At 44.9% G+C, this 16,057-nt stretch carries 14 protein-coding genes; 11 read left to right on the forward strand and 3 right to left on the reverse strand.

What is annotated here, in order from left to right:
• Window positions 1-37 precede the first annotated feature (37 nt).
• On the reverse strand, window positions 38-1,111 hold the full coding sequence (locus DVG78_RS19695; protein WP_114462761.1) for an MBL fold metallo-hydrolase: 1,074 nt from the start codon (window positions 1,109-1,111) through the stop codon (window positions 38-40).
• 155 nt (window positions 1,112-1,266) lie between these two features.
• Between DVG78_RS19695 and DVG78_RS19700 the strand changes: the two genes are divergently transcribed.
• The 10 genes from DVG78_RS19700 to DVG78_RS19745 all read left to right on the forward strand — a co-directional run bounded on the left by DVG78_RS19700 (window position 1,267) and on the right by DVG78_RS19745 (window position 13,051).
• Window positions 1,267-2,448: an acyltransferase family protein gene (locus DVG78_RS19700; protein ID WP_114462762.1), complete on the forward strand. Its 1,182-nt coding sequence runs from the start codon at window positions 1,267-1,269 to the stop codon at window positions 2,446-2,448.
• Window positions 2,449-2,661: 213 nt separating this feature from the next.
• Entirely contained in the window at window positions 2,662-3,558 is an 897-nt protein-coding gene (locus DVG78_RS19705) for a sulfite exporter TauE/SafE family protein (protein ID WP_229598280.1), read from the forward strand.
• 107 nt (window positions 3,559-3,665) lie between these two features.
• Entirely contained in the window at window positions 3,666-4,856 is a 1,191-nt protein-coding gene (locus DVG78_RS19710; RefSeq protein ID WP_114462764.1) for a trans-sulfuration enzyme family protein, read from the forward strand.
• The gene (locus DVG78_RS19715) at window positions 4,857-5,228 is read left to right on the forward strand and encodes a nuclear transport factor 2 family protein (RefSeq protein WP_114462765.1); all 372 of its coding nucleotides are present in this window, start codon (window positions 4,857-4,859) and stop codon (window positions 5,226-5,228) included. It begins immediately after the preceding gene.
• 60 nt (window positions 5,229-5,288) lie between these two features.
• Complete coding sequence (locus DVG78_RS19720) at window positions 5,289-6,002, forward strand: phosphoadenylyl-sulfate reductase (protein WP_114462766.1); 714 nt, start codon at window positions 5,289-5,291, stop codon at window positions 6,000-6,002.
• Window positions 6,003-6,059: 57 nt separating this feature from the next.
• Entirely contained in the window at window positions 6,060-6,992 is a 933-nt protein-coding gene (cysD, locus tag DVG78_RS19725) for a sulfate adenylyltransferase subunit CysD (protein WP_114462767.1), read from the forward strand.
• Between the two features lie 111 nt (window positions 6,993-7,103).
• Window positions 7,104-8,351, forward strand: a complete 1,248-nt coding sequence (locus DVG78_RS19730; protein WP_114462768.1) for a sulfate adenylyltransferase subunit 1 — start codon at window positions 7,104-7,106, stop codon at window positions 8,349-8,351.
• A gap of 184 nt (window positions 8,352-8,535) precedes the next feature.
• Window positions 8,536-9,912 (forward strand): glycoside hydrolase family 88/105 protein, encoded by a 1,377-nt coding sequence (locus DVG78_RS19735; protein ID WP_114462769.1) that lies wholly within the window; start codon window positions 8,536-8,538, stop codon window positions 9,910-9,912.
• A gap of 96 nt (window positions 9,913-10,008) precedes the next feature.
• Window positions 10,009-11,838 (forward strand): rhamnogalacturonan lyase, encoded by a 1,830-nt coding sequence (locus tag DVG78_RS19740; RefSeq protein WP_114462770.1) that lies wholly within the window; start codon window positions 10,009-10,011, stop codon window positions 11,836-11,838.
• 91 nt (window positions 11,839-11,929) lie between these two features.
• The gene (locus DVG78_RS19745; protein WP_114462771.1) at window positions 11,930-13,051 is read left to right on the forward strand and encodes a glycoside hydrolase family 88/105 protein; all 1,122 of its coding nucleotides are present in this window, start codon (window positions 11,930-11,932) and stop codon (window positions 13,049-13,051) included.
• A gap of 96 nt (window positions 13,052-13,147) precedes the next feature.
• Here DVG78_RS19745 and DVG78_RS19750 read toward each other — a convergent pair whose 3' ends face one another.
• On the reverse strand, window positions 13,148-14,236 hold the full coding sequence (locus DVG78_RS19750; protein WP_114462772.1) for a GntR family transcriptional regulator: 1,089 nt from the start codon (window positions 14,234-14,236) through the stop codon (window positions 13,148-13,150).
• 295 nt (window positions 14,237-14,531) lie between these two features.
• Window positions 14,532-15,311 (reverse strand): LytR/AlgR family response regulator transcription factor, encoded by a 780-nt coding sequence (locus tag DVG78_RS19755; protein ID WP_114462773.1) that lies wholly within the window; start codon window positions 15,309-15,311, stop codon window positions 14,532-14,534.
• A gap of 135 nt (window positions 15,312-15,446) precedes the next feature.
• Here DVG78_RS19755 and DVG78_RS19760 point away from each other — a divergent pair, with 135 nt between their 5' ends.
• Entirely contained in the window at window positions 15,447-16,043 is a 597-nt protein-coding gene (locus DVG78_RS19760) for a hypothetical protein (RefSeq protein WP_147277125.1), read from the forward strand.
• Window positions 16,044-16,057: the final 14 nt, after the last annotated feature.

Genomic DNA, 16,057 nt, shown 5'->3' on the forward strand with positions numbered 1-16,057 from the left:
GTCTTGCCGAGGGTGAATCTTATAATTCTTTCCAAGTCTACATCTTTACCACTTCTCCAACGCCCGCCACCTGGATTAATCCCTGATTCTGAGGTTCTTTCTGTAATTTTTGGAGCGAGCGGTAGCAATCTCCCAAAGGTTCATCTGACAAATCGAACGTGCCGTAGTGCATCGGAATCATTCGTTTTGCTTTCATTTGGTGGGCTGCGTGTACGGCATCTTTTGGTCCGGCATGACTAGCAGACATAAACCATTCGGGTTTATAAGCACCAACCCCCAACAGGGCCACATCAACTCCGCCAAAATACTTGGCAAAATCCTGATAGTGCGTTCCGTAGCCCGAATCTGACCCAAAATAAATGCTTTTGCCGTTGGCTCGAATCAAATACGCCCCCCACAGATTTTTGTTGGTATCGTTTAAATAACGTCGTGCCCAATGACGGGCGGGCAAATAGATGATTTCAACCTTAGAGGTATCTGTTTGGTAGGTTTGATACCAGCCTGCCGCCTGAATGTTAGGGCTTTTTGTAAAATTATAAAGTAATGTATCCAGTCCAAGACCCGTCAAATAAGTGGCATTTGGGTTTTGAGGTGCCAACATTTTGAGGCTTTTTTCGTCGCAATGGTCACGGTGGTCATGTGAGACGATGATGTAATCCATATCCTTTAATTCTGAAACCGCCACGGGCAACTCCGAATACCGTTTCATGAGTGCAGAGGGACTTTCCAGTACTGGGTCGGTTAAAATTCGGAGGCCGTTGAGCCGAATAAAAAACGAAGCATGACCTAACCACACGATACAATCATCGTTGTTGTTCAGAAAATCGCTATTTTTAGTCACTTTCAGGCGAAATGTGTCCGTTTTTTTCTCAGCTTTTTGGGGATTGGTTTCACGTTGCCATTTCAATAAATCACTAAACCCAGGCAATGGCTCCAAGTTTTCATTCAAAAAGCGTCCTTGCGGATTTACGGGGTTGCCTTTCCAATCGAGGCGAACGGTTTTTAAATCAGGATTAGAGCGATAACTGCTTATCTCCCACGTAAAACGCTCATACACAAAGAAATAAAAACCTCCTGCCAAAGACAGGACAAAAACGAAGCTGATAATCATTTTTTTTAGGGCGAGAAAAGGTATCAAAGGATTGAAATTCAGTAGTATCAAAAACAGGGGATGTTACTGCATAGTTCGCTCATAAGTTATAAATTCACTTTTGTTTACTTTAGGTATACAAACCCTGTTACGTTCCTAAACTTTTTCCTAACGCTATGGCGCCCACCTTGCCCGCCCGTATCTCGTCGGTAGATGCTTACCGAGGTTTTGTTATGTTTTTGATGATGGCCGAAGTGCTCGAATTCGGCAGTATTTCCAAAGCCCTGCCCGATAGTTCTTTTTGGGCGTTTTTGGCCTATAACCAAGACCATGTTGAATGGGTGGGTTGTTCATTGCATGATTTGATTCAACCGTCGTTTTCGTTTTTGGTGGGTGTGGCATTGCCGTATTCTATTGCGAGTCGGATGGCTAAAGGGCAAAACTTCGGAGCAATGTTTGGGCACACCATTCAGCGCTCGTTGATTCTAATTTTTCTCGGAATTTTTCTGCGCTCAATGTCTCGCCAACAAACCAACTTTACGTTTGAAGATACGCTCACTCAAATTGGCTTGGGTTACCCCGTTTTATTTTGGCTGGGTTTTCGCACATTCCGCACCCAACTCATTGCTTTGGGTACTATTTTAGTAGGCTATTGGCTTTTCTTTGCTGTTTACCCGCTTCCGGGCGCCGACTTTGATTATGCAGCCGTTGGTGTTACTGCCGATTGGGAACATAATTTAAAGGGGTTTGCGGCTCATTGGAATAAAAATACAAATGCGGCATGGGCATTTGACCAATGGTTTATGAACCTTTTTCCTCGTGAGAAACCTTTCATTAGAAATGGCGGCGGATATTCTACTTTAAGCTTTATTCCAACGTTGGGTACAATGGTTTTAGGGCTGTTGGCGGGCCAGTGGCTCAAATCAGATTCAGCACCGATGGAAAAAGTAAAGCGGTTTGCAACTTTAGGCGTAGCCCTTTTGGTGGTGGGTTCTCTTCTCAACTGGCTGGGGATTTGTCCCAATGTCAAACGTATTTGGACGCCTACTTGGGTGTTGTTTAGCGGTGGATGGTGTTTTGTGTTGCTCGCAGCTTTTTACTGGTTGGTAGATATACAGGGGTGGCGTAAGGCATTTATTTGGTTGATTATTATCGGAACCAATTCCATTGCCGCCTACGTTATCTCCCATACCATAGTAGAGTTTATTCATCACTCTATTCAAACACACGTGTCTCAAACCTACGATCAGGTATTTGGAATCACGTATGAGTCCTTGGTTCGGGGTGGATTGATTCTTTTAGTCGAGTGGCTGATTTTACGCTGGATGTACCGAAATCGGATTTTTGTAAGAATTTAATAAGTTTTTAAGCTCATTTCTTGGACTTTTTAACTATTGCTTCTACTTTTGTAATGCCGCCCCAAAAAGCGGCATTTAATTTATATTAATTTCTCTATATAATCAATATACTATATCTGGTATTAGGTGTTTAAAATTGCTTTTGTCACTTAAACAAATTGCGGCAATTGCTTTCGACGACCAGTATAAATTTCAGAAACGGCTATGAGCTCCATGACAAAACCACCGGTTATCCCTGTCGAAAAACCAAGAGACATTGAAGATTGGCTGTGGGTTGGTATACCCGTTGGGCTGTTGACGATTATCATAGGATATTTGATTTACAAACACGCAGGAAGTTTTACTATTGACTCTTTCATGGCGGGTTTTAATTCAGATTTGGCGTTTTACCTGATGGTAGGGGTACTGGCTCAGTTGGTAGATGGTGCGTTGGGCATGGGCTACGGCGCTACGGCAACGTCCTTTTTATTGACTTTGGGCGTTCCTCCTGCGGTAAGCAGTACGAGTGTTCACTTATCGGAGATGTTTACCACGGGCGCTTCGGCTATTTCACACTTCAAATTCAAGAATATCAATAAAAAGCTATTCAAAACTTTATTGATTCCGGGCGTAATCGGTTCCGTTATTGGTGCTTATTTGCTTTCTGATGTAATAGATGGCAATGTTATTAAGCCTTTTATCTCGGCATACATGGTGGTGTTGGGCTGTATTATTGTGAGCAAGGGCATTAAAAAGACGAATGTCAAAAAGCCCACTAAGCGGCTGGGGGTTCTAGCCATTTTCGGTGGTTTTATGGATGCGGTAGGTGGGGGAGGCTGGGGGCCGATTGTGACTTCTACGCTCATTGGCCGTGGCCGCGACCCGCGCTATACCATTGGTTCGGTCAACGCCGCCGAATTTGCCGTTGCGTTTGCTAGTGGGGTTACGTTCCTCCTTTTTGAAGGTATCAATAGTTGGCAGGTTGTGCTGGGATTGATGCTCGGAGGCATGATAGCCGCTCCGCTTGGTGCTTATCTAGTAAATCGGGTCAACCGCCGACCATTGATGGTGATTGTGGGTTTATTGGTGATATTCTTAGGATTAAGGGTTGTATTGAAAGCTATTTTATAGTAAATGTGTAATTTTACGACCTCATCCAATCAGGTCATTTAAAAGACTTGTTGTGTTTCCCAGATTATTTGGTGTACACATCATAAGTCTAAATTTTCAAGAAAAGTATGCAACGTAAGACGAAAGCAATCCGCATTCAAACCAAAAAGACGCAATACCGCGAACATTCGACGCCATTGTTTCTTACCTCAAGTTTTTCATTTGAGTCGGCTGAGCAAGGCAAAGCCCTCTTTGATGAAACCGAGGAAGGTAATATTTACAGCCGTTTTTCAAACCCTAGTGTTCAGGAGTTTGTGGATAAAGTGTGTATGCTGGAAGGTGCGGAAGATGGTCTTGCTACTGCAACGGGAATGGCGGCGGTATTTGCAAGTATGGCCGGTATTCTCAAGTCTGGGGACCACATCATTGCCTGCCGGGCGTTGTTTGGGTCGGCGCACCAGATTATTACGCAGATTTTTGCAAAGTGGGGTATTACTTATACGTATTTGGATGCCGATGCTTCTGAAGAACAGTGGGAAGCGGCCGTGCAGCCCAATAGCCGCATGGTATATCTGGAAACTCCGTCTAATCCTGGATTGGAGTTGGTCGATTTGGCCATGATTGGTCGGATTTGTAAAAAACATAATTTGATTTTCAACGTTGATAATTGCTTTGCTACCCCCATCATTCAAACACCCGCGGATTTTGGCGCGGATTTGATTGTGCACTCTGCCACCAAATTTATGGATGGGCAGGGACGTGTATTGGGAGGAGTGGTGGTCGGAAAAGCTGAATACATTGCCCCAATTCGCTTTTTCTGTCGTCATACTGGCCCTTCTATGTCGCCGTTTAATGCGTGGACATTGAGCAAAAGCCTCGAAACGCTTGAATTACGCATGGAGCGTCACAGCCAAAATGCGTTACGTTTGGCCGAAGCGTTGGAGGCATTGCCCGAAGTGAAAAAAGTAAATTATCCTTATTTGCCAAGCCACGCCCAATATGAGCTTGCCAAAGCGCAAATGAATGCGGGCGGAGCCATTGTGACCATTGAATTAGAAGGCGGTTTTGAGCGCGTAAGTGCGTTTATGAAAGCGTTGACCATCCCAACCTTGTCGTCAAACTTGGGCGATACGCGTACCATTATCACCAATCCATTTACGACCACTCACTCCAAACTCAAACCCGACGAAAAAGCGGCGTTAGGCATTACAGAAGGGTTGATTCGTATTTCGGTGGGACTGGAATCTGTGGAAGATTTAATTGAAGATTTTACGCAGGCCGCAGTGGTAAGTGCTGAGGTGGTTGCGGAGAAAATATAAATGTTGAAACAAAATTTCCTCCGTTTCCAAGCCCTCATTGAACAGGGAAAAACCCTTGAAGCAATAGAGGAATGGTACGCGGAGGAAATTGTTCAAATTGAAAACACAGACGAACCAATACGGGGAAAAGATGTGTTACGGCAATACGAAGCAACCAACTTGGCCGGCGTCAATAGTCTGAGCATTAAAGTCGTTACGGTAGTGATTGATGAAATGCAGGGGTTGGTATTGGGTGAAATGGAAATTAAGTTTGACAGTAAAAAAAGCGGCCCGCAACAATTGAACGAGGCGTTTGTTCAGCGCTGGGAAAAGGGCCAAATCATTCATCAACGGTTTTATTATTCGTTACCTCCACACCCCACAAGTGTGTAATGTTAGAATTACTCCCTTTACAGGACCTTATAAAAAAGAACACTTATTGCAACGGTACAAATGATACTCACCGAAACACATACAACAGAATCGTTACTTAGTTTACTTAGCGGTAAAACCGAAGTGGAAGCATTGCGCCTTTTGGCAGAAATGTTTCCTGGACAGGTGGCTTTTTCGACCAGCTTGGGCTATGAAGACCAAGTAATCACGGATATGATTTTAGCCAATGGAATTGACATCCGAATCTTTACGCTAGATACGGGCCGAATGTTTCCGGAAACTTACCTGACATTACAGAAAACCAATAATCGCTACGATACCAAAATCGAAGTGATGTTCCCTAAAAACGAAGCCGTTGAACAACTGCTGACCGAAAAAGGGCCTTTGAGTTTTTACGAATCCATCGAAAACCGCAAAGAGTGTTGCTTTATTCGCAAAGTAGAACCTTTGAATCGTGCGCTGAAAGGTGTGAAAATTTGGGTAACGGGTATCCGCGCGGAGCAATCACCCAATCGTACCGATATGCAGGCCATTGAGTGGGATGGAGGACATGAATTGTTTAAATACAATCCACTTTTGCCTTGGACATTCGACCAAGTAAAAAGCTACGTGAAGGCGCACAATGTGCCTTATAACCCATTGCACGACAAAGGTTTTGTAAGTATTGGTTGCGCGCCCTGTACCCGCGCCATCCGCGAAGGGGAAGACTTCCGCGCAGGCCGTTGGTGGTGGGAAGATGAAAGCAAAAAAGAGTGTGGGTTACACGCTAAATAGAAGAGAAGGAGTCCCCGTTCTTTTAAAAGTAAATTACAAAATCAGACACGATAAATCATGTCCAATATCCAAAGTCCAGAGTCTATTGTCCAACGTCAGGACTATTTAGACCAACTCGAATCCGAAGCCATTTACATCATGCGTGAAGTGGCCGGGCAATTTGAGCGCCCCGCGTTGTTGTTTTCGGGCGGTAAAGATTCGATTACCCTTGTACGTTTGGCCCAAAAAGCCTTTGCTCCTGGTAAAATCCCTTTCCCATTGGTACATATCGATACAGGACATAACTTTCCCGAAGCAACTCAATACCGCGATTGGCTGGCCAATGAAGTAGGCGCTAAGTTGATTGTGCGTCAAGTAGAAGATACTATCAAAGCCAAAGGGTTGAAGGAACAGACTGGTAAAAATGCTACCCGTAACTGGTTGCAAACCTTTACGTTACTGGATACCATTGAAGAGTTTGAATTTGATGCGTGTATTGGCGGTGCGCGTCGCGACGAAGAAAAAGCCCGCGCCAAAGAGCGTATTTTCTCTTTCCGTGATGAGTTTGGTCAATGGGACCCTAAGCGTCAGCGTCCCGAATTGTGGAATTTGTTTAACGGCAAAATCAGCAAAGGCGAAAATGTACGTTGCTTCCCGATTTCCAACTGGACCGAGCTCGACGTGTGGTCGTACATTGAGCGCGAAAAAATTCCGTTGCCCACCATTTATTTCTCGCATCAACGCGAAATGATTTTGCGGGATGGAAATCTGTTGGCCAATGCCGATTTTATTTTCAAAGATGAAAACGACGTAATTGTAACCAAAACCGTTCGCTTCCGCACGGTAGGTGACATGACCTGTACGGCGGCGGTAGAGTCGTATGCCGATACGATTGAGAAAGTTGTAAGCGAAATCAAGGCAACGCGCATCAGCGAACGTGGCGAAACCCGCATCGACGACCAACAAACCGAAGCGGCGATGGAAGACCGTAAAAAGGGAGGATATTTTTAGAGTTTACAGTCAACAGTAGGCAGTTCACAGTAAGATGAACCGCCTAAAAATAGAACTAACTGTAAACCTCTCGGGCGACCCCGTGTGAAACGTAAACTGTAAATTGAACAAATGGACATTCTAAGATTTATAACCGCAGGTAGTGTTGACGACGGAAAAAGTACGTTGATTGGCCGCTTGCTTTACGATACAAAAAGCATTTTGGCCGACCAAATGGAGGCCGTTGAGCGCGCCAGCAAAACCAGAGGTGACGGCGAAATTGACTTAGCTTTATTAACAGACGGTCTCCGTTCGGAGCGTGAGCAAGGCATTACCATCGACGTAGCCTATAAATATTTCCAAACGCCCAATCGCAAGTTTATCAGTATTGATGCGCCCGGTCACATTCAGTACACCCGCAACATGGTGACTGGGGCTTCCAATGCAGATTTGGCTATTATTTTGATTGATGCTCGTCAGGGAGTGGTAGAACAAACACGCCGTCACTCACTGATTGCGTCTTTGTTAGGCATTCCTCATATTGTGGTGGCGGTCAATAAGATGGATTTGGTGGGCTATTCAGAAGATGCGTTTCTGCAAATTGCCCAAGAATACAAACAACTGGCGGATAAACTCGGAATTAAAGACCTGAAAATCATCCCTGTTAGTGCGTTGGCGGGTGATAACATTGTAGATAAGTCGGAGGCTATGTCTTGGTATACGGGCGAAACAATGCTGCATTTTCTCGAAAATGTCAACGTGCTGAACGATCTGAATTTGACCGATGCACGCATGGCGGTGCAATACGTACTGCGTCCGCAAACCGAAGAATTACATGATTATCGTGGCTATGCGGGACGAATTCAAAGCGGAGTTTTCAAAAAAGGTGATTCTATTACCGTTTTGCCTTCAGAACAAACTTCTAAAATCGCCAAAATAGAAGTCTACGGCGAAGAAGTGGAAGAAGCTACGGCTCCGCAATCAGTGACGATATTGCTGGAAACTGACGTAGACATCAGCCGGGGAGACTTAATCAGCGGTGCGGGGAATCAGCCGACTTTGAGTCAAGATGTTGAAGCCACTATTTGTTGGATGGACGACCGAAAAGAGTTAAAAGTAGGTAATAAATACACGCTACAACACGGCACAAGCCTAGTACGTTGCTCGGTCAAAGGCATCGAATACCGCATTGATGTAAACAACTATGAGCACTTGGAAGACATCGAAAGCCTCAAGCTAAACGACATCGCCAAAGTGACGCTTCGCACGGCAAAACCGCTTGCCTATGATTCATACCTGAAAAATCGCGCCAATGGTGCTGCCATTCTGATTGATGAGACCTCTCACGTGACCGTCGGTGCGTGCATGGTAGAAGCCTAATTATATTTTTTTGTCGTCCTGAAAGGACCTAATACGCACGAATTTGATAAGCCCTCAATTTCTTTCGAAGTTGAGGGCTTTTTTATCGCAGTCGTGAACAGGTGGGTACGGGAATGTTGATGTCGTAATTCCCCGCAACTTTGTATCTTTCCAATAAAACCACGGTTATTCCCCTTTTATACCTATGAAAACCCTGCTGTCTAGTCAAAAATTGTCGGCGATTGGAGTGGTGTTATGCCTGACAACGCCCCTTTTTGCGCAACGCAACGTGACCAACGCTAATGACTCCAATACGCCTTTGCATTTGCTGCAACCCGATTATCCAGTACCTTACGGGATTGTGAAAACCGAGGAAGTAAAGAGGGTATTGGATAGAATTCATGGATATTTAAACAATGTGACTCCTGCGGCCTTTGTCAATGCCAAAACGGGCGAAGTCCTGACCGATTTATCCAAAATTGACGAAAATACCGCCTTGCAAAAAGGCGATTATCGCTTGGTTAGCTATGAATGGGGCGTTACTTACGGGGGAATGCTCTTGGCAAGTCAGGTAACGGGAGATAATCGCTACAAAGAATATACGGATAAACGATTGGCTTTTATCGCCAATGCCGCTCCGTACTTCAAAAAAACGACCGAAGAAAACGCCGATTGGGGCACGAAAGGGCCTCTGCGGGGTTTGTTGACGCCCCATGCTTTGGACGATTGCGGAGCCATGTGCGCGGCCATGATTAAGGCCACGCGTGAAGGCAATAAGTCAAATTTGCGCCCGTTGATTGACAATCACATTAATTATATTATGACCAAAGAACACCGGCTGAAAGACGGTACACTGGCCCGCAATCGTCCCCAACCCAATACACTTTGGCTGGATGATATGTTTATGGGCGTGCCTGCGCTAGCACAAATGGGTAAGCTGACGGGCGACAAAAAATACTACGACGAAGCGGCCAAACAAATACTGCAATTTGCGGGTCGGATGTTTAACAAAGAAAAAGGCGTATACATGCACGGTTGGGTCGAAGGTATGACTGAGCACCCGCAATTTCACTGGGCCAGAGCCAACGGTTGGGCCATTTTGACTAAGGTAGAAGTGTTGGATGTGCTGCCCGAAAATCACCCATCGCGCCCTGCGATTTTGGCTTTGTTGAAGGCGCACACCAAAGGGTTGGCATCCTATCAGTCGGGGTCGGGTTTTTGGCATCAATTGCTCAATAAAGAAGATTCGTATCTGGAAACGTCGGCTACGGCGATTTATACTTATGCCATTGCTCACGCCATCAACAAAGGCTGGATTGACGGCTTGGCGTATGCACCTATGACGCTCTTGGGATGGAATGCCGTGGCAACCAAAGTCAATGAAAAAGGCCAAGTAGAAGGAACCTGTGTAGGTACAGGTATGGGTTTTGACCCTGCTTTTTACTATCATCGTCCCATTAGTCCTTTTGCCGCGCATGGCTACGGGCCCGTGATTTTGGCGGGGGCTGAGGTGATTAGTTTGTTGAAAAACAAGCAGTTTGAAATCAATGACAGCTCAGTACAGTTGTTGCAGAAGAAGTAGCAACCGCTTCGGCAACCGTCAGCTAGACACATAGAGCACAAAGAATAGAATGCGGGTCTCATTTCGAAATGGTTTTGTAAAGATTCAACAAAAAAGATGCTCAAAAAACTCTTTTTATTGCTCATTTTGTCTCAGCCTTCGTTTGCTCAACGGCAAATGGAAGCCCTCAACCGAGGCGTTGTGGCAGTGCCTACTGCCGAAGGAAGCATGTTTATTAGTTGGCGGCTGTTAGGCAATGACCCTGAAAGTGTAGCTTTTAATATCTATCGGAACAAGGAAAAACTAAATACCAAGCCACTGGTGAGCAGTAATTTTACGGACAAAAATCCCGTAGAGGGGGCTGTTTATAGCCTTCGCGCGGTGCTGAAAGGAGTAGAACAGAAAAATGCAGCAACGGCATTAAGTTTTAAAAAATCTTACTTAGAAATTCCTTTACAAATTCCTGCCAGCGGCACCACCCCTGACGGAAAAAACTATACCTACAACGCCAACGATGCAAGCGTTGGAGATTTGGATGGCGACGGTGAATACGAAATTATCCTGAAATGGGAGCCTTCCAATGCCAAAGACAATTCTCAAGATGGCTACACGGGTAATGTGTTTTTGGATGCCTATAAACTCAATGGAATACGATTATGGCAAATTGATTTGGGTAAAAATATCCGCGCTGGCGCTCATTATACGCAGTTTATGGTATATGACTTAGACGGAGATGGCAAAGCTGAAGTTGCTTGCAAAACTGCAGATGGCATCACGGATGGCAAAGGAAAAACCATCGGTGATGCATCCAAAGACTATCGAAATACCCAAGGAAGAGTTTTGGAAGGGGCCGAGTTCTTTACCATTTTTGAAGGACAAACGGGTGCAGCGCTGGCTTCAACCGAATATTTGCCGAGCCGCTTTCCGATTGATAGTTGGGGTACCCCCGAACACAATGACCGAAACGGCAATCGGGCGGACCGCTTTTTGGCGTGTGTAGCCTACCTCGATGGCAAACAACCCAGTGTCGTCATGTGTCGAGGCTACTATGCCCGCACGGTGTTGGCAGCTTGGGATTGGCGCAGTGGAAAATTAACCTCACGTTGGATATTTGATACAAAAAATGGTTTTCCGAGTTATGAAGGACAGGGAAACCATAACCTCACCGCTGCCGACGTAGACAAAGACGGTAAGGATGAAATTGTGTTTGGGGCAATGGTCGTGGATGATAATGGCAAAGGCTTATTCTCCACTGGCTTTGGGCATGGAGATGCCATCCACGTGAGCGACTTAGACCCTACGCATGAGGGATTGGAGGTATTTGGTATTCACGAAAACAAAGATAAGGATGCCACCCGCCCAGGCATGGCGCTGTATGATGCCAAAACGGGAAAAACCTTAGTGAGAACCGCAGAAGGCAAGGACGTAGGCCGAGGCGTAGCGGCAGACATTGACTCGGTACATTTGGGCGCTGAATTATGGGGTGGCATGGTGGTAGATGGAAAAAGCAGATTGCTGAATGTCAAAGGCGAAGACATTGGCGAAGCACCCAATTCGGCCAACTTTTTGGCCTGGTGGGACGGCGATTTGGGCCGTGAATTGTTGGATGGAAATCACATTGACAAATACAGGGCTGGGCGTCTGCTTACGGCTGAAGGTTGTACTTCCAACAACGGCACCAAATCGACCCCTGCGCTCAGCGCTGATTTATTCGGAGATTGGCGCGAAGAAGTTATTTTTAGAACCAACGACAACAAAAATTTACGGATTTATTCGACCACGATTCTGACCGAACATCGCCTCGTTACGCTTATGCACGACCCGCAGTATCGGCTGAGCATTGCTGCCCAAAATGTAGCCTATAACCAACCCCCGCATACAAGCTATTATCTGGGCACTGGTATGAAAAAAGCGCCTAAACAGGTGATAAAACTAATTAAACGTTAAAATCTTAACCAAGGACTTAATCGTAATATTCTCTGTGGTACTCAGTGCAACTCAGTGGTTAAATGATTAAAATATTCAAATTCATTAATCTATGAAATCAACAAAGCTTCTCGTTTGCCTTTTATTCATCGCTTCAACCACCTTTGCCCAAAAACTTCCCAAAAAGAAGGAGCTTTTAAAGGCGATGACCTCGGCCAATGCGTATTTTATGAACAAATGGCCCGATGTGGGCAAACCCATAGTGGGGAAAGACCGCACGCGTCCAAGCAACATCTGGACGCGGGGCGTATACTACGAAGGATTGATGGCGTTGTATAAACTCGACCCGCAAAAAAGCTACTTAGACTACGCCGTTTCGTGGGGCGAAGCGCACAAATGGGGTTTGCGCAACGGAATTACTACCCGCAATGGTGACGACCAATGCTGCGGCCAAACCTACATAGATTTGTACCTTATAGATAAAAAAGAAGAGCGCATTCGTGACATCAAAGCCTGCATGGACAACATGGTCAACAGCGACAAAAAAGACGACTGGTCGTGGGTGGATGCGTTGCAGATGGCAATGCCCGTTTTTGCAAAATTGGGTGTGCTGTACAACGATAATCGTTATTACGAAAAAATGTACGAGATGTATATGTTTACTAAAAATCAGCACGGCGACAAGGGCCTTTACAACCCCGCCGAAGGACTTTGGTGGCGTGACAAAGACTTTGACCCACCCTACAAAACGCCAGGAGGCAAAAATTGCTATTGGTCGCGCGGGGATGGTTGGGTAGTGGCTGCTTTGGTGCGCGTGTTGGATATTATGCCCAAAGACGCTCCTCACCGCGACGAGTACCAGAAGACCTATTTGGAGATGATGCGCGCCCTTGCGCCGCTCCAACGCGCGGATGGCTTCTGGAACGTGAGCTTGACCGACGAAACAGATTTTGGCGGTAAAGAATTGACCGGAACGGCGCTGTTTGTATACGGAATGGCGTGGGGAATGCGCAACGGTTTGTTGGACAAAAAGACCTATCAACCCATCGTGGGCAAAGCCATGAATGCCATGCTCAAAGACTGCGTACATTCCAACGGTTTTTTGGGGTGGGTACAAGGAACGGGCAAAGAACCCAAAGATGGGCAGCCGTTGAGCTTCGAGAAAGAACCCGATTATGAAGATTTTGGCTTAGGATGTTTTCTGTTGGCGGGCACTGAAGTAGCAAAATTGTAGTTTTACCCACCTCATATCTGTTTCGTTTTCCAAGCCCCGATTTTTGTCAGGGCTTGGGATTTTTTTTGCAATGTCGTGCGTTATCTTTTGATTTCCTCACAGTGAACCCCTCCGAATCATGTAAAATGGGTTTTTTACTTTAACGCGCTGATTACTAATTAAAAGTGTGGCGGCAGTTTGGCCCATTAGTTCAAAATCGGTGGTGATAACCGTAATGTCCAAAAGCTCTTTGAGTGCGGTTTCGTTGAACGATATTACCCCAATGTCTTTCCCCATGGTAAGTTCGCAGCGACGGGCTTTTTTGATTAATTCTGCTAAGTCATTTTCTTCCACGGCAATGTAGGCCGTTCCGGTTTCAATCACAGATTCATCGCAGTTTTCTCGGACTTCAAATTCTTTGTGGTAATTGATGCAAAAATTCCGAAATCCGCGCACAATTTCGAGGGGATAATTGCCATCGCTCGGAAAAATCAATACCATTCGTTGGTATTTTGACAACAAATCTGTGGCATTTTCCAGCGCTTCAAAGATGTCTTTGTCGAAACGTTGATAAATACTCAACGGCTGTTGTGGAAGTTCGGGGATTTCGCGGTCGAGCAGCACTAACTCATTGGCAGGGATGCTTTTGAGCGTTTGAAGGTAATCCGCTTTATCTAAATCTTCCGTAAAATGGGGCATTACAATGTAGTAATTGTATTTGCCCAGGTTTTTGTCAATAATTTCCTGAAAACGCCCCGCGCTGTAGTGATGAATCTCCAAATCTACCATGGCTTGGTCGCCCAATGTTTTCAAAAAAGAGTAGTAAATGATTTTTTTATAGGAGCTTAACTTGTTGAAAATGAGCAGAACTTTTAGCTTTTTGTCGTGATTTGATTGAATATAGTATCCTTTTCCCTGTACGGATGTGATGTAGCCGCGCGCGCGCAACTCCCGATAGGCTTTTTCTACCGTGTCGCGGGCCAAAAGGTATTCAATGCTCAGCTCGCTGATGGAAGGCAATTGATTCCCTTTTTGCAAAACCCCCCTTTCAATATCCTTAATCACCGAATGAACAATTTGCTTGTATTTAGGCATCTTGTCGGAAGGATTAAATTGCAATTGATACAGGGCCGCCGTGCTTTGGCAATGGTCTATTCCAAAGTGGTGGCCGCGACGGCGAGAGATAGAAGCAATTGTGGTTGTCATAGCAGACTTCTTGAATTTTTCTAAGAAAACCTTAAAAAGTACCCTTTCAGTGGAATGTATAATGTATTGTAATATATGTAGATGATATTAAACTTTGTAAAGACAAAAGGCGATTTATTTATGCAATCGTTATCGGGAACGTTGTCAAAATGAAATGTTTTGGAGAAATTGACCAAAATTTCTGTACAGTCACAAAATTTTGCGACGCTATTCAAGACAAAATGAATAAGAAGGAAATAAGATAAATTAGATTATTTTAATTTGTTAATCATCGAAAGGCGAGACAACTGCATTGTTAGAGTTCAAACAGTCGGCGAACATTTTCGGCAAATGACTGCCCAGAGGTAATTTTGGAGCCTTTTTTATCATTCAGAACCAAAATGAATTTACCGTCAAAATGCTTCTGAATTTCACGCACATGGCGAGAATTAAGAATCGCCGACCGACTGACGCGGGTAAAATGGTCGGGAAGTTTTTCTTCCAACGTCGCCACTGTGTAGCTTGTTAGGTACTTATATCCTTCTTTGGTGGCTAGAAATACATATTTATCCTCGGCTTCAAAATAGCTGATTTCATCCAGAGGAATCAATAAAATCTTATCGGCAAACTTGACCGAAATCGTGTGTAAATCTTTTTTAGGTTTGAATTGTTCAATAATCTGTAAAAGACTGGAATTGAAGGCGTTTTGAGTGGTTTCTTCCTGAGGTGAAGCCATCCTTTTTTTTAATTTTTCCACCGTTTTCTCCAGCCGGTCGTTTTCAATGGGTTTGAGTAAATAGTCAATAGAGTTTTCTTCAAACGCCCGTATCGCGTACTGATCGTAGGCGGTGGCAAAAATGACCATCGGCATAAACGTCAGTTGAGAAAGCATCTCAAAGCCGTTCATTAGGGGCATTTCGATGTCCAGAAAAATAACGTCGGGCTGTAATTCTTCCACCAGTGTAAGGCCTTCTGCGCCATTGGCAGCCTCGCCGATGATTTCAAACGTTGCTTCAAATTTGTTTAACAGCCGACGCAAACGGGCGCGGGCCAACGGCTCATCGTCGATAAGAAGGGTTTTAAAAGAGGTGTTCATGGCGTATGGGCAGTGGTCTTTTGTTCTGAATAAATAGGCAATGGCAAGTTACAAACTTTTTGCCTGAACCAAACGGCGGCAAGAGGCGTTTTCATTTTGCCGAGAATAACCTGTAATTTTGAAGTAAAAATAACCGTGAGCAACCGACTGATTCATTATAGTATACTGATTATTGGCCTATTTTTTGCCTCCTGCAATCCCGAACGGCGCGTAGAAGGTTCCAAAGAAGCGGTCGAGAGAATGAAAAGTATGCAAATCAAACGCGTCACTTCTCCCCAAGTAGTGACCATTGTAGATGACTGGGGTGAGCGGATTGTTAAGCAGGCGCAGCTGGACTGGGAAGCACAGGCGAAGAAGCCCAACGCCAATCTTTCGGCGTTGTGCCAATTACAGGGAATTGCTGAAATAGACTCATTGGAGCAATTGTACGGGGTACAAATCTTGCTTTTGGGAACGAAAGACATGAAAAACGGCCAATTGTCTGTCAAAGAAAAGGAGGTATTGGACGCGTATCTTTATAATGCTGAAAACAAACTTCCACAATCCACCAATATTCAGAAATTAGGTGATTCGGTGCTGATTTACAATGCGCCGATTGCGGTTCAAAATATGATTTGTCAAAAGTGTTTTGGCGACGATGCCTCAAAACTAGGACTCTGGCGCGTAAAGTTTCTAAAGAACGAAGTGATACGAAAAGTAGACGGCAAGTCGTTGGTGAAAAATAAAAAGTAAAAACTGTTTTGTAA

Origin of the sequence: Runella aurantiaca, assembly GCF_003339505.1 — a bacterium.
Classification (GTDB): domain Bacteria; phylum Bacteroidota; class Bacteroidia; order Cytophagales; family Spirosomataceae; genus Runella; species Runella aurantiaca.